At 73.8% G+C, this 13,147-nt stretch carries 11 protein-coding genes and 3 tRNA genes; 6 read left to right on the top strand and 8 right to left on the bottom strand.

Translation table 11 applies throughout. The features are described from left to right. Positions 1-133: 133 nt before the first annotated feature. The 4 genes from AB0O19_RS17535 to AB0O19_RS17520 form a co-directional block, all read right to left on the bottom strand. A complete protein-coding gene (locus tag AB0O19_RS17535) occupies positions 134-778 on the bottom strand; it encodes a GPP34 family phosphoprotein (RefSeq protein ID WP_363620344.1) in 645 nt (214 codons plus the stop codon). A gap of 37 nt (positions 779-815) precedes the next feature. After that, the gene (locus AB0O19_RS17530) at positions 816-1,043 is read right to left on the bottom strand and encodes a hypothetical protein (protein WP_363586309.1); all 228 of its coding nucleotides are present in this window, start codon (positions 1,041-1,043) and stop codon (positions 816-818) included. 9 nt (positions 1,044-1,052) lie between these two features. Beyond that, on the bottom strand, positions 1,053-2,006 hold the full coding sequence (locus tag AB0O19_RS17525) for an SPFH domain-containing protein (protein WP_363620342.1): 954 nt from the start codon (positions 2,004-2,006) through the stop codon (positions 1,053-1,055). A 282-nt stretch (positions 2,007-2,288) separates the two neighbouring features. Then, positions 2,289-2,362, bottom strand: a tRNA-Ile gene (locus tag AB0O19_RS17520). Between the two features lie 189 nt (positions 2,363-2,551). Here AB0O19_RS17520 and AB0O19_RS17515 point away from each other — a divergent pair. Continuing rightward, positions 2,552-3,430 carry a hypothetical protein gene (locus tag AB0O19_RS17515; protein ID WP_363620340.1) on the top strand — a complete coding sequence of 293 codons (879 nt, stop codon included), beginning with the start codon at positions 2,552-2,554 and terminating at the stop codon, positions 3,428-3,430. A gap of 107 nt (positions 3,431-3,537) precedes the next feature. Continuing rightward, on the top strand, positions 3,538-4,290 hold the full coding sequence (locus AB0O19_RS17510) for a trypsin-like peptidase domain-containing protein (protein WP_363620338.1): 753 nt from the start codon (positions 3,538-3,540) through the stop codon (positions 4,288-4,290). 163 nt (positions 4,291-4,453) lie between these two features. Here AB0O19_RS17510 and AB0O19_RS17505 read toward each other — a convergent pair. Both AB0O19_RS17505 and AB0O19_RS17500 read right to left on the bottom strand, forming a co-directional pair. Continuing rightward, a tRNA-Asn gene (locus AB0O19_RS17505) sits at positions 4,454-4,526 on the bottom strand. Positions 4,527-4,587: 61 nt separating this feature from the next. Next, a tRNA-Asn gene (locus AB0O19_RS17500) sits at positions 4,588-4,660 on the bottom strand. 246 nt (positions 4,661-4,906) lie between these two features. On the opposite strand from AB0O19_RS17500, the gene AB0O19_RS17495 reads away from it, so the two are divergent. From AB0O19_RS17495 to AB0O19_RS17480, 4 genes are all read left to right on the top strand, one after another. Then, on the top strand, positions 4,907-5,212 hold the full coding sequence (locus tag AB0O19_RS17495; protein ID WP_350878155.1) for a hypothetical protein: 306 nt from the start codon (positions 4,907-4,909) through the stop codon (positions 5,210-5,212). 107 nt (positions 5,213-5,319) lie between these two features. After that, positions 5,320-6,753: an FGGY family carbohydrate kinase gene (locus AB0O19_RS17490; protein WP_363586322.1), complete on the top strand. Its 1,434-nt coding sequence runs from the start codon at positions 5,320-5,322 to the stop codon at positions 6,751-6,753. Positions 6,754-6,883: 130 nt separating this feature from the next. Continuing rightward, positions 6,884-8,287: a glutamate decarboxylase gene (locus AB0O19_RS17485; RefSeq protein ID WP_363586323.1), complete on the top strand. Its 1,404-nt coding sequence runs from the start codon at positions 6,884-6,886 to the stop codon at positions 8,285-8,287. A 435-nt stretch (positions 8,288-8,722) separates the two neighbouring features. Next, entirely contained in the window at positions 8,723-9,883 is a 1,161-nt protein-coding gene (locus AB0O19_RS17480; RefSeq protein ID WP_363620337.1) for a DUF2690 domain-containing protein, read from the top strand. Between the two features lie 18 nt (positions 9,884-9,901). Here AB0O19_RS17480 and AB0O19_RS17475 read toward each other — a convergent pair whose 3' ends face one another. Both AB0O19_RS17475 and dnaG read right to left on the bottom strand, forming a co-directional pair. Next, positions 9,902-11,074: a sigma-70 family RNA polymerase sigma factor gene (locus AB0O19_RS17475; protein ID WP_363620335.1), complete on the bottom strand. Its 1,173-nt coding sequence runs from the start codon at positions 11,072-11,074 to the stop codon at positions 9,902-9,904. Between the two features lie 142 nt (positions 11,075-11,216). Then, complete coding sequence (gene dnaG, locus AB0O19_RS17470) at positions 11,217-13,121, bottom strand: DNA primase (protein WP_350878164.1); 1,905 nt, start codon at positions 13,119-13,121, stop codon at positions 11,217-11,219. Between the last annotated feature and the right edge of the window lie 26 nt (positions 13,122-13,147).

The raw sequence follows: 13,147 nt of genomic DNA, 5'->3' as shown, positions 1-13,147 counted from the left end.
TGCGGGCGGGCGCGGTGGAGGGCGGATCAACCGATCGGTGGATGGGGCACGAGCGCGGGCGCGGGCGCGGAACGCGGGAAGCCCGGCCGCCGTGTCGGCGACCGGGCCTCTCGTTCGGATCACACCGGCTGGGTCAGACCACCGCGGCGTCGGCGTTGCGGGTGCTGATGGCCCGGCGCAGGGCGCGCGGGACGGGGCCCGCGGCGGGGGCCAGCTTGTCGATCCGGGTGCGGAACTCGCGGCTCTGGCGCCACGGCAGGACGGCTCCGAGCCGGGCGGCGTCGACCAGCGCGACCAGCGCGGCGTCCGCCGGATCGACCCGGCTGAGCGGCGCCTTCAGCGCCGAACCCACCGACGCCACGAGCGACTTGCGCAGCCGCTGCTCCGGCAGGACGACCCGGGTGCACGGGAACAGTCCGAGCGCGCGGCGCTGTTCGAGCCGGATCCGCCCGGACGCCGCCAGCCCGTCCCGGACCACCCGCGCGGCGCGGGACGCCGGGCCCTGGCGACGGCCGATCCAGCTCTGCCAGGTGCGCCGCCGGCCCTGCCGGATCTGCTCCAGCATCGCGGCGGAGAGCGGGTCGAGGCCGTCGGCCGACGCTCCGTCGACGGCGGCCGGATGCCGGCCGTCGTCGCGGATCAGCGCGCGCCGCAGGAGTTCGGCGAGCGCGGCGGCCCGCAGCACCAGGTCGAGCCTGGCGGTGGCGGTGAGCCGCTCGCGCTCGGGGTTGTAGGCGAGCAGGTAGAGCTTCTCCGGCAGGGTGATGGGCAGGTCCACGATGGACTCCAAGCAGATGGACGGTGGATGGGCCCGTTCATCCGGCGTCGGAACCGCCGGCCTCCGGGTTCTCCTTGGGCGGTCGGCCGCGCCGGGGAAGACGGGCCGCGTCGCCGGGCATCCGGCCCGCGTCGCTGAGGGCACGGCGAAGGAGGAACTCGATCTGCGCGTTGGCGCTGCGCAGCTCGTCCGCGGCCCACCGGGCCAGTGCGTCGTGGACCGCCGGGTCCAGTCGCAGCAGGATCTTCTTCCGCTCCGTCGCCAACGCCGCGCCTTACTGGTAGAGGGAGCCCGTGTTCACGACGGGCTGGGTGCCCCGGTCGCCGCAGAGCACCACCAGGAGGTTGCTCACCATGGCGGCCTTGCGCTCCTCGTCCAGTTCGACGACGTCGCGCTCGGCGAGCCGGTCCAACGCCTCCTCGACCATACCGACGGCGCCCTCGACGATCAGCCGCCGTGCCGCGACCACGGCCCCGGCCTGCTGGCGCTGGAGCATCACCTGGGCGACCTCGGGCGCGTAGGCGAGCCGGGTGATCCGGGACTCGACGACCCGCACCCCGGCCGAGACGACCCGGGCCGCGATCTCGGCGGAGAGCATCCGGCTGATCTCCTCCGCGCCGTCGCGCAGCGACAACTGGCCCTCGCGGTGGGCGTCGTACGGGTAGCTGCTGGCGATGTGCCGGACGGCGGTCTCGGTCTGGATGGCGACGAAGTCGCTGTAGTCGTCCACCTCGAACACGGCCTTGGCGGTGTCCTCGACCTGCCAGACCACCACGGCGGCCATCTCGATCGGGTTGCCGTCCGCGTCGTTGACCTTGTTGGTCTCGGTCTCGTGGTTGCGGATCCGGGTGGAGATCCGGCGGCGGCTGGTGAACGGGTTCAGCCAGGTCAGGCCCTCGGCGCGGATGGTGCCGCGGTAGCGGCCGAGCAGCTGGACCACCCGCGCCTGGCCGGGCGAGACCACGGTCAGCCCGCACAGCAGCAGCAGCGCGCCCAGGACGGCCAGCGGCCCGACGGTCAGCAGGGTGATCCCCAGCGCCTTGGACCCGCCGGCCAGTTGGAGACCGCCGGCGATGGTCGCCCCGATCCCCGCGAGCAGGCCGAGCAGCGTCCCTCCGAGCACCGGCAGCCCCGCGGCACCGGTGATGACCCGCTCGGTGATCTTGGGGGCCGGAAGGTCGAGGACGGGGCCGCCTTCGACGTCGACGGCAGAACGCGGTGTGGCCATGAGACCAGCTCCTCCAGCGAGTGTTTCCGATCCAGCTGTCAAAGTGATATCACTTTTTTCGCCGACGACGCCAGAGGTCTGACCGCATGCGTCTGGGGGTGGGGCAAGCCGGCCCATCCCGGGCCATGTCCACTCAATGTCCACTGGTGGGTGAATCTCGGCGCGCCAGGCCCTGAGCGGCTGGTCGATGCTCTACAGTTCCGACCGGAACTGGAGCCGTTCTGCCAGATCAAGCCACTGTTTTGTCTGATGATCGATCCAACGATCGATCAGTGGCTGAGGTGGGGCGGGTGGGACTCGAACCCACGACCAAGGGATTATGAGTCCCCTGCTCTAACCGGCTGAGCTACCGCCCCGGTTCGCCGCGTGCGCCGGTCGTCGACCACGGCAGCAGCAGACGGCCCCGAAAGGACGTCCCGCGCAGCATAGCCGGTCGATCACCCGTGGTGCGCGCCGGGGGCGCGCACGGGTGCGCACAGGCGTGCGCCTGTCCTGATTGCGCAGTTCGGGTGGCGCCCGGACGGCCGCACGGGCAGCCTGGACGGATGACGACACGTGGGACGGGAGCCGCGGCCGGGGCGCTCGCGGTGCTGCTGACCGCGGCGGGCTGCACCACCTCCGCCGGGCCCGGCGGGGGCGCGCCGACGGTCAGCTCGGCTCCGGCCACCCGCTCCGCCCCTCCCTCCGGATCCGCCTCGGCCTCCGGCGGCGGCCACGGCTGGAGCCGACAACGGCTCAGGGGCGCCGTCTCCAGGCACACCGGAGTCACCCGCACCGCCAGGCCCACCGTGCTCAACGGCCTGGTCGGCGCCGTCTTCACCCGCAACGCGGACGGCGACCACTTCTGCACCGCCAGCGTCGTCGACAGCGCCGGGCTCAACCTCATCGTCACCGCCGCGCACTGCGTCTGGGACCCCCAACTCGGCCAGCGCAGCGACCTCGTCTTCGTCCCCGGCTACCGTAACGGCGACACCCCCAGCGGTGTCTGGCCGCTGATCGCCGTCACCGTCGACGACGGCTGGAAGGACCACGCCGACCCGGACGTGGACGTCGCCTTCGCCGTCGTCCAGGCCCAGAACGGGCAGCAGGTGCAGCAGGTGCTCGGCGCCAACAAGCTGGGCGTCGGCCTCGGCTACCAGCTGCCCGTGCGGATCACCGGCTACCCCGGCACCAGCGACGTCCCGATCACCTGCGCCAACAACACCACCGAGCAGAGCTCCACCCAGCTGCGGATCGACTGCCCCGACTACACCGGCGGCACCAGCGGCAGCCCCTGGGTGACCGACTTCGACCCGAGCACCAGGACCGGCACCGTGGTCGGCGTGATCGGCGGCTACCAGCAGGGCGGCGACAGCCCGGACACCTCGTACAGCAGCTACTTCGGCGACCGCGTCCAGGCGCTCTACGACCGGGCCACCGGCTGACCGGAGGGGCGGCGGTGGCGCCGCCGGGCACGGCCTGATAGATCTTCCTCTCGAACGGCGGAACGCACGGACCCGGTGCCCGCCCCGAAGAACGAGACGGAGCCCCGATGGCCCCCCGCCCGGCACGGCCCCCGCGCGCCGCACGGACGGTCGCGCTGGCGGCCCTGCTGCTCGCCGCCGGAACCGCGTGCGACGGGGGCGAGCAGGACCAGGCACCCGCCGCCGAGGTCGCGCAGCAGAGCAGCACCCGCGACCGGATCGGCACCCTCTCGGTCCGCACCGCGCAGGGCCCCCGGGCCTGCACGGCGAGCGTCGTCCGCAGCCCCAGGCACAACCTGCTGGTCACCGCCGCGCACTGCGTGCAGAACCGCCGGATCGGCCTGCTGGACGGCCTGGTGTTCACCCCCGGCTACCGCAACGGCTTCATCCCGTACGGCAGTTGGCCGGTGAAGTCGATCACCGTCGACCCGCGCTGGGCGGACGACGACGACCCCGAGTACGACGTGGCCTTCGTCACCGTGGGCACGGTCGGCGGCAAGCAGGTCGAGGACGCCGTCGGCGGCAACCCGATCGCCACCGGCCAGGGCTTCGGGCTCGCCGTCTCGGTGACCGGCTACCCGAACGAACGCGACGAGCCGATCACCTGCGCGGCCAGGACCCGCTCGCAGAGCCCGACCCAGGAGCGCTTCGACTGCGACGGCTACACCGACGGCACCAGCGGCAGCCCGTGGGTGACGGACAGCGGCGCGGTCGTGGGCGTGATCGGTGGCTACCAGGAGGGCGGCGAGACGGCCGGCACCTCCTACAGCGTCACCTTCGACCAGCGGGTCTCCGCGCTCTACCGGGAGGCGACCGCCTGAACCCGGGCGCGGCGGCCACCCGGGCCCGGGAGGCGGCCGTCCGAGCTCCGGAGGCGGCCGCCCGAGCCGCCCGGCCGTCGCGAGGTGACGAAGGCAACACGAAGGCCCCCCGGTCATCCGAGGGGCCTTCGCTCTGAGCAGTCACCGGGCGGACCCGATGAAGCTCCCGCATTTGGACTCGAACCAAAAACCTGCCGGTTAACAGCCGGCTGCTCTGCCAATTGAGCTATGCGGGATCGCGGTACCGAACTGCTGTACCACGGACGGGAGGAGGGCTCTTGCAAGACCTCTCCCGAGCTCCCCCAATTGGACTCGAACCAATAACCTGCCGATTAACAGTCGGCTGCTCTGCCAATTGAGCTATGGGGGATCGGCTTCCGCCTCGGCCCCCGGTTCCCCGGGCTCCTCGGCGCTCGCTGCGGGACATACATTAGCGCACTCGGGGGGGTGGTCCGCCAATCGCTTTCGCCGGACCGCCCCCGGGGCTCCCGCGCGGCCTCCCACCCGGCGTGCCCGGCGCGCGCCCCGCACGGCCCCCGGGGATGCTGGGGGGCACGGACGGTTCGCCGTCCCGACGGACGGGTAGGGCAATGCGGCAGAAGGCCGCCAGGAGAGGGTGGATCCGATCATGTGGAAGCTGTCGTTGGCCGCGGGGTTCGCGGCCGGCTACGTCCTGGGCTCCCGGGCCGGGCGCCGGCGCTACGACCAGATCACGAAGGTCACCCGGCAGATCGCCCAGAACCCCACGGTGCAGGGCGCCGCCGACCGAGCCAGGCAGCAGGCCGGCGCGGTCGCCGGGAAGGCCGCCGGCGCCGTCGCGGACAAGGTCGGCGACCGGCTGCCGAACGCCGTCACCGACCGGGTGCCGTACTTCAACCGCTCCCGGGCCGAGGACGACGGCTGGGGTACCTTCCGCCCGTGACGGGACGGTGACGCCAGGGTGTACCAGGGCCCTGCGTCGAGTCCCGAACGGGCAACACCTCACCCGGCCCGGACGCGTCCAGGGCCGGGCTGAGGCATGATCTCGGCATGGCCATCGTCGCGGGGATAGACAGCTCGACCAACCGCACCCGGATCGTCGCGTGCGACGCCGACACCGGCGCCGTCCTGCGCTCCGGCAAGGCGCCGCACCCCGTCCCCGAGGACCCGGACACCCGCCCCGGCGAGGCCGACCCGCAGCTGTGGCTGCACTCGCTCGGCGACGCCGCCGCCGGCGGCCTGCTGGAGGGCGTCCGGGCCATCGGCGTCAGCGCGCAGCAGCACGGCATGATCGGCCTGGACGCGGGCGGCGTGCTGGTCCGGCCGGCGATCCTCTGGAACGACCCGCGCTCCGGCGGCGCCGCCGCCAAGCTGCTGGACGCGCTCGGCGGCCCGGCCGCCTGGACCGCCGCGATCGGCGCCGTCCCCAGCCCGACCTACACCATCGCCAAGCTGCGCTGGCTGGCCGAGTTCGAGCCGGCCAACGCCCGCCGGGTGGCCGAGGTGCTGCTCCCGCACGACTGGCTGGTCTGGCAGCTCCTCGGCCACCCCAGGCGCCGCACCACCGACCGGGGCGACGCCTCCGGCACCGGCTACTGGTCCCCGATCACCGGCGAGTACCGGCAGGACCTGGTCGAGCTGGCGCTCGGCCACGAGCTGCGGCTGCCCGAGGTGCTCGACCCCGCCGAACCCGCCGGGCACACCCCCGAGGGCCTGCTGATCTCGGCCGGCACCGGCGACAACATGGCCGCCGCGCTCGGCCTCGGGCTGCGCCCCGGCGACGCGGTGGTCTCGCTCGGCAGCGCCGGAACGATCTTCGCCGTGCACGACCAGGCCGTGGTGGACGCCACCGGGCTGATCTCCTCCTTCGCCGACGCCGCCGGCCGCCACCTCCCGATGGTCGCCACCCTCAACGCCGCACAGGTGCTCCGCGCCACCGCCGCCATGCTCGGCCGGGACCTGGACGGCCTGAGCGACCTCGCCCTGCACTCCTCCCCCGGCGCGTACGGGCTGGTGCTCCTCCCCTACCTGGACGGCGAGCGGACGCCTGCCCTCCCGCACGCGGCCGGCACCCTGACCGGCCTGCGGGCCGAGTCGATGACACCGCAGCACCTGGCCCGGGCCGCCGTCGAGGGCATGCTGTGCAACATCGCGGACGCCCTCGACGTGCTGCGCGCCCAGGGCGTCGCGGTGCGGCGGGTGTTCCTGCTCGGCGCGGCCGGGCGGCTGCCCGCCGTCCGGCACATCGCCCCGCCGCTGTTCGGCGTCCCGGTCGTGGTGCCGCCGCCGGGCGCCCACGCCGCCCGCGGGGCCGCCCGGCAGGCCGCCTGGGCACTGGCCGGCACCCCGGAGCCGCCGGAGTGGGAGCTGCCGGACGCCGAGACCGTCGAGCCGGACGGGGAGCAGGACCTGGCGATCGGCTCGGCGGTGCGCCAGCAGTACCGCGCCGCCCGCGAACAGATCCACCCGGAGACGGCGGCCTGACCCCGGCTGCGGCGGCCTCGCCGGCCGGGGACGGCGGCGCCCGGCCCCGGCCGGTGAAGATGCGTCACCCGGCGGCCGGTGGCAGCGTGGGACGGGACACGGCCACCGGCTCGAAGGGCGGCAGGACTCCATGGCGCTGCACAAGGGGGCCGGCAACGACCGCCGGCTGAGCATCGGTCCGCTCGTGGGCGCCGCCGACCCGCTGGGCTCGATGAAGCTGGCACCGCCGCTGCACCGGCTCGGCGAGGGGCCCATCGCAGCCGACACCGCGTACCAGCTGATCCACGACGAGCTGATGCTGGACGGCAACGCCCGGCTCAACCTGGCGACCTTCGTCACCACCTCGATGGAGACGCAGGCCACCCGGCTGATGACCGAGTGCCTGGACAAGAACATGATCGACAAGGACGAGTACCCGCAGACCGCCGAACTGGAGCGGCGCTGCGTGGCGATCCTCGCCGACCTCTGGCACGCCCCCGACCCGGACGCCGCGGTCGGCTGCTCCACCACCGGCTCCAGCGAGGCCTGCATGCTGGCCGGCATGGCGCTCAAGCGCCGCTGGATGCGCCGCAACGCCGAGCGCTACGCGGCCGGGGCCCGGCCCAACCTGGTGATGGGCGTCAACGTGCAGGTGTGCTGGGAGAAGTTCTGCACCTTCTGGGAGGTCGAGGCCCGCACCGCGCCCATGGAGGGCGAGCGCTTCCACCTCGACGCCGAGCACGCGGTCGCGCTGTGCGACGAGGACACCATCGGCGTGGTCGGCATCCTCGGTTCCACCTTCGACGGCTCCTACGAGCCGATCGCGGAGATCTGCGCGGCCCTGGACGACCTCCAGCAACGCACCGGCCTCGACGTCCCGGTGCACGTGGACGGCGCCTCCGGCGGCATGGTGGCGCCCTTCCTCGACCCCCAGGTGGTCTGGGACTTCCGGCTCCCCCGGGTCGCCTCGATCAACAGCTCCGGGCACAAGTACGGCCTGGTCTACCCCGGAGTCGGCTGGGCCCTGTGGCGCGACCAGGAGGCTCTGCCGGAGGAACTGGTCTTCCGGGTCAACTACCTCGGCGGCGAGATGCCGACCTTCGCGCTCAACTTCTCCCGCCCCGGCGCCGAGGTCGTCGCGCAGTACTACGTCTTCCTGCGGCTCGGCCGGGACGGCTTCCGGGCCGTCCAGGGCGCCTGCCGCGAGGTCGCCATCCACCTGTCCGAAGCGATCGGGCAGTTGGGCGGCTTCCGGCTGCTGACCCGCGGCGACCAGTTGCCGGTCTTCGCCCTCACCACCGCCGACGACGAGCCGTTCGACGTGTTCGACGTCTCGCGGCGGCTGCGCGAACGCGGCTGGCAGGTGCCCGCGTACACCTTCCCCGCGAACCGGACGGACCTGTCGGTGCTCCGGGTGGTCTGCCGCAACGGCTTCTCGCTGGACCTCGCCGACCTGCTGCTGGCCGACCTCTCCCGGCTGCTGCCGGAGCTGCGGCGCCAGCCCGGCCCGCTCAAGGAGCTGGGGGTGCCGGCCCGGTCGGGCTTCCACCACTAGGCGTGCGTCCACCGGGGCGTGAACGCGGTGGGACGTGAACGCGGTAGGGCGTGATCACGGTGGGGAGGGCGCGGCGAAGCGCCCTCCCCACCGTGCGTCCCGGACGAACCGGGGCAGCCTCCCCCCGCGAGGCTGCCCCGGCCGGTGGGGGAATCGGGACGTGCTGCCGGAGCGGGGACCGGTGACCGGTCCGCGTCCGAACGACGCCGTCGGGCGGCGAACCGCGCCGACCAGAGAACTGTGCACGACGGACACGTGCACATGCGAGCGTTCCCGGGGGTTGTGAGACACTTCCGTCCGTCTCAGCGCCATGACCTGGGGTTTGGGACGCCGGACCGATGGGTTTGGAGAAGCGGAGACACCCGGACGGCCCCGGCCGGAGCCCGTTCCGCGCTCCCCGTCCCCCGTTCCCGTCTCGCACCGTTGGAAGGCCCCATGGGTTCCGCCTGGAAGAACCTGCCCGAAGAGCTGTCCGGACCCGCCCGGCTCCTGGCCGAGGAGCTCCGGGCCATCAAGGACGCCGCCGGACTCTCGCTGTCCGAGCTGGCCGCCCGGACGCACTACAGCCGGGCCTCCTGGGAGCGCTGGCTGAACGGCAAGCGGGTCATCACCGGGCAGGCGCTGGAGGCGCTGACCGGGGCGGTGGACTGCGACGGGCCGGCCCTGCGGGCGCTGTGGGAGCGGGCCGTGGCGGGGCCCGAGGAGGACGGCGGGCCCGCCGCTCCGGAGGAACCCGCCGCGCAGGCGGCCCCCGAGCAGGCCCCGGCGGCACAGCCCCCGACGGACCGGACCGGCGGGCCCGCCGCCTCCGACGCACCTGCCGCCTCCGACGTGACCGACGTGACCGACGTGCTCGACCTGACCGCCGCACCCGGCGCACCCGGCGAGCCCGGCGAGCCCGGCGAGCCCGGCGGCACCGTGCCGGCACCCGTGGCGTGGTGGCGGCGCCCGGCGACGCTGCTGACCGGCGCCGCCCTGCTGGTGGCCCTGCTGGTGCTGGTCGGCCTGCGGGCCACCCGGCACCAGGAGCAGCCGCAGACCGTCGCCGAGCCCGTCCCGACCGCCACCGCGGCCAAGCCCGTCCCGGGCGCTCCCGTCTGCCAGGCCGTCGGCTGCGCGCACAAGGACCCCAAGGCCACCGGCTGCGGCAAGGACGCCCGGACCCTGCAGACCGACGTCATCGGCAAGGTCGTCGTCTACCTCCGGTACAGCCAGACCTGCCAGGCGGCCTGGGCGGCGATCACCGAGGGCGAGCCGAACGACTACGCGACCATCACCGACGGCTCCGGCCAGAGCGAGACGGCGCTCATCCACTGGGGCTACGACAACTACTCGTCGATGCTGGACGCGGCCGACCCGGCCGTCACCTTCCAGGTCTGCGGGTACCAGCCGGCCGGGCACGTCTGCACCTCGCCCGTCTCCGGCCTGGCCGCCGTGGTGGCCTCCACCCCGATCCCGATCGGCCCCGCCTCGCCGCCCCCGGGCACCAGCCCGGACGCGGCGGTCGCCGACACGCCGTCCCCGGCGCAGCCGACCGCCGCAGAGCCGACCGCGGCGCAGCCCGCCGGCGCACAGCCCTCCCCGGGCCGGTCCTAGCCGATCCCGGTGGGCCGCTCAGTCGAGATACCCGCGCAGCTGCGCCGCGAAGGCGTGGTCGCGGAGCTTGATCAGCGTCTTCGACTCGATCTGGCGGATCCGCTCCCTGGTCACGCCGAACACCGCGCCGATCTCCTCCAGCGTGCGCGGGCGGCCGTCGTCCAGCCCGTAGCGGAGCTGGACGACCTGGCGCTCCCGCTCGCCCAGGGTGGCCAGGACCGCGTCCAGGTGCTGGCGCAGCAGCAGGAAGGTGGCGGACTCCGCGGGTGAGGCGGCGTCGGCGTCCTCGATCAGGTCGCCGAGCGCGACGTCGTCCTCCTCGCCGACCGGGGTGTGCAGCGAGATCGGCTCCTGGGCCAGCCGGAGCAGTTCGCGCACCCGTTCCTCGGTCAGCTCCAGGGCGGCGGCGATCCCGGCCGGAGTCGGTTCCAGCCCGCGCTCCTGCAGCAGGGCGCGCTGCACCCGGATCACCCGGTTGATCAGCTCGACCACGTGCACCGGCACCCGGATCGTCCGGGCCTGGTCGGCCAGCGCCCGGCTCATCGCCTGCCGGATCCACCAGGTCGCGTACGTGGAGAACTTGTAGCCGCGGGCGTAGTCGAACTTCTCCACCGCCCGGATCAGGCCCAGGTTGCCCTCCTGGATCAGGTCCAGCAGGGTCAGTCCGCGGCCGACGTAGCGTTTGGCGACGGACACCACCAGCCGCAGGTTCGCCTCGATCAGCCGGCGTTTGGCGATCCGGCCGCGCACCACCAGGGTGTCCAGTTCGCGGGCCAGCGGGTCGGGCGGCGGGGGGTCACCGTTCAGCCGTTCCTCGGCGAACAGGCCGACCTCGACCCGGCGGGCCAGCTCCACCTCCTCGGCGGCGGTGAGCAGGCGGACCCGGCCGATCTCGCGCAGGTACTGGCGGAGCAGGTCCGGCGCCGGGCCGACGTCGCCCTCGGCCGGCGGGCGGGGCTCCTCCTCGTCCCCGTCGTCGGGCTCCGGGTCCTCTGCGTCGGGCTCCGGACCCTCTGCGTCGGGCTCCGTCTCCGGGGCCTCGGGGTGACCCTCCGGCACGCCTCGGGCGCCGTCCGGGGACGCGGCCCCGGCCCGGCCGTGGTCCGTCTCCCGTTCCCCGGGCGGTGCGGCACTCAGCGCGCCGGGCGGTGCGGCGGTCGGGCTGGCGGTCGCGGCGAAGCCTCGGTCCACGGGCATCCCTCGGGGCGGGCGCGACTCTGGCGGACCCGCGCTGAACGGAGGTGGGACGCCCTCCAGTGTGCGGTACGCCACACTCCGTGGCCGAGACTCGTGCGCCGACTTTCTGGGCCGCTCCCACGGCCCCGCCGCACTCCTACAGCCCCGCCGCGCCCTGGCTGCGGAGCTGCTGACCGTACTGCTGGAGCTGCCACAGCTCGGTCTGCACCGCGTGCTGCTGCTCGGCGTCGGCCCGGTGGCCGAGCCGCTGGAGGTAGCCGCGGACCTCGGCGATCCGCCGGTCCACCGCCAGCAGGCGCAGCTTGACCAGGAACTCCCCGGCGTAGACCGCGTCCACCTTCCGGCGGGAGCGCACCGGCTCGACGGTCAGCTCGGTGACCAGCGAGCGCACCTGGTCGTCCGGGGCCGCCTCGCGCACCGCGCTGGTGAAGTCGGGCAGCGTCGCCCCGTACGCGGCGCCGCCGGCCTTGGCGATGGCCTGCCGGACGGCGGTGTACGGCAGGGTGGGGAACTCGTCCTCGCCGTAGTGGTCGAAGGCCGGGCTGACCAGGTCCGGGTGCTGGAGCGCCAGCTTGAGCAGCTCCCGCTCGACGAACTGGGCCGGGTCGCGCGGGTTGAGCCGGAAGGCGGGCTGCGCCGGGCGCACCGGCGCGGGCTCGACGCGGCGTCCGCGGTCGGCGCCCCGGGGGTTCTGCTGGCGCTCGCGGTCCCAGCGGGCCAGCTGGGAGACCCGGCGGACGACGAAGGGCTCGTCCAGGATGCCGAGCATGCCGGCCAGGCGGACGGCGTACTCGTGCTGGATCGAGCGGTCCTTGATCTTGGCGACGATCGGGGCCGCCTCCTCCAGGGCCGCCGACCGCCCCTCCGGCGTCTCCACCCGGTGCTTGGACACCGCCGAGACCAGCGCGAACTCGAACAGCGGGACGGGGTTGTCGATCAGCTGCTTGACCGCCTCGTCGCCCTGGGCCAGGCGCAGCTCGCACGGGTCCATGCCGCCCGGGCTGACCGCGATGGAGGTCTTGGCGGCGAACTTCTGGTCGTCCTCGAAGGCCCGCAGGGCGGCCTTCTGACCGGCCGCGTCGCCGTCGAAGGTGAAGACCGTCTCGCCGCGGTACTGCGAGGTGTCCATCAGCAGCCGACGGATGATCTTGATGTGGTCCTCGGCGAAGGCCGTACCGCAGGTGGCCACCGCCGAGGTGACCCCCGCCAGGTGGCAGGCCATCACGTCGGTGTAGCCCTCGACCACGACCGCGCGGCCCGACTTGGCGATCTCCTTCTTCGCCAGGTCGATGCCGTACAGCACGTGCGACTTCTTGTAGATCGGCGTCTCGGGGGTGTTCAGGTACTTCGGGCCGTTGTCGTCCTCGCGCAGGCGGCGGGCGCCGAAGCCGACCACCTCGCCCGCGATGTCCCGGATCGGCCAGACCAGCCGGCCCCGGAAGCGGTCGATCAGGCCGCCGCGCTGGCCCTGCGAGGCCAGGCCGCCGAGCAGGATCTCCTTGTCGGTGAAGCCCTTGCCGCGCAGGTAGCGGACCAGGTGCTCCCAGCCCACCGGGGCGTAGCCGACGCCGAAGGTCTTCGCGGCCTCCTCGTCGAAGCCGCGCTCGGCCAGGAAGCGGCGGCCGATCTCCGCCTCCGCCGAGGCCAACTGCTCCCGGTAGTAGGCGGCGGCCACCTTGTGCGCCTCGACCAGGCGGGTCCGCTCGCCCTGCTGGTGGCGGGGGCTGTAGCCGCCCTCCTCGTAGCGCAGGGTGATGCCGGCCTGGGCGGCCATCCGCTCGACGGCCTCGGCGAAGGTGAAGTGCTCGATCTTCATCAGGAAGGCGATGGTGTCGCCGTTCTCCTGGCAGCCGAAGCAGTGGAAGACGCCCTTGGCCGGGTTCACGTAGAACGAGGCGGACTTCTCGTCGTGGAAGGGGCAGACGCCCTTGTACTCGCCGCCGCCACCGTTGGTGAGCTGAACGTAGTCGCCGACCACGGCGTCGATCGGCAGTGCGCTGCGCACCGCTTGTACGTCTTCGTCCCTGATCCGCCCGGCCACCCCGGAAGTCTACTGGGGTGGCCGGG

This window comes from Kitasatospora sp. NPDC091276, from assembly GCF_040684355.1.
Taxonomy (GTDB): Bacteria; Actinomycetota; Actinomycetes; order Streptomycetales; family Streptomycetaceae; genus Kitasatospora.
Note: the sequence above shows the minus strand (reverse complement) of the source record. Positions and strands in the feature narration are given on the sequence as shown.